2 protein-coding genes are annotated in these 1,153 nt (G+C 70.4%); both read right to left on the bottom strand.

From position 1 onward, the window contains the following. Positions 1-841, bottom strand: an 841-nt coding sequence (locus ELR45_RS28645; protein WP_205857456.1) for an NAD-dependent epimerase/dehydratase family protein, incomplete at its 3' end; no start/stop codon positions are given. Further along, positions 838-1,153, bottom strand: a 316-nt coding sequence (locus ELR45_RS39455; protein WP_205857455.1) for a dihydrofolate reductase family protein, incomplete at its 5' end; no start/stop codon positions are given. The genes ELR45_RS39455 and ELR45_RS28645, both read right to left, overlap by 4 nt.

The following is a 1,153-nucleotide window of genomic DNA, read 5'->3' as shown; positions in this document are numbered from 1 at the left end:
CGTGGGTGAGTCGGGTGGTGTCGAGGTAGGGATCGTCGCCGGGGCCGTCCTGCCGTCCGGGCAGGAGGTCGAGTTGCAGGCCGGGGGTGATCGCCTGCAGCGCGTCCGCGAACTCGCGGTTGGTGGCCGGCCGTCCGCTGGAGACGTTGTAGGTGTCGTGCCGGAGGGTCTCCGTGGTCATCAGCAGGGCGATCGCGCGGCCGGCGTCGGGTGCGTAGCAGCGGTCGCCGCCGTCGTCGGCGTGCAGCGGCCGCGGCTTCTCACCGCGGAGCACGGCGTTGATGTAGGAGGGGATGGGGAAGAACGGTGATTCCGGGTCGCCGAGCGGGCCCCAGATGGTCCCGATCCTCAAGCACACCGCCTGGACGCCGCTGCCCTGGAGGCTGTGCGTGGTGAGCGGCTCGACCGCCTTCTTGAAGGCGACGATCAGGTGCGGCAGCTCCGCGGTGGGCAGCGCGAGCTCCTCGTGCCAGGGTATCTCGGACCGACCGATGTACACGCCGAGGCTGCTGGCGACGGCGAACCTGCGGACGCCCCAGGCGCGCGCTGCATCCAGCGCGTTGAGCAGGCCGGTCGTGTCCGTACGGAGGAAGTGGACCGGGTCCTCGACGGGGATGCTGCCCGCGAGGTGGACGATGTCGCTGATGTCGTGCCGCTCGGCGAGTGCGAGGAAGGCGTCCCGGTCGGTGACGTCGAGGGATTCCACGGTGACCTTGCCGGCGAGGAACGACGGGACCTCGGTCCGGCGGTGCGCGGTGACGACGACCTCCTGTCCGAGGTCCACGAGTGCGCGAGCGGTGTGGGCGCCGATCATCCCCAGCCCGCCGGTGACGAGGATCATCGGAGGACCTCGTAGTGCAGGTGCGTCACGCCGGGTGCCGGGGTTGCCTGCAGCAGACGGAGATGCACGTGCTCCGGGAGCTCGTTGAAGAACCTGCGACCGCCACCCAGCAGGATGGGTACCTGGTGGAGGATGAGCTCGTCGACGAGCCCGGCTTTGAGGGCCTCGGTGGCCACACCGCCACCCATCAGGCCGACGTCCTTGTCGCCGGCGATCTTGCGGGCCGCGGCGATGGCGTCCGCGATACCGGTGGTGACGAGGGTCTGCGCGTCGCTGATCTCAGGCACGGGCCCGTGGCTGAGGACGACGAGC

Source organism: Phytoactinopolyspora endophytica (assembly GCF_004138495.1).
In the GTDB taxonomy this organism is placed as follows: domain Bacteria; phylum Actinomycetota; class Actinomycetes; order Jiangellales; family Jiangellaceae; genus Phytoactinopolyspora; species Phytoactinopolyspora endophytica.
This window is presented reverse-complemented; position numbering and strand designations above follow the sequence as displayed.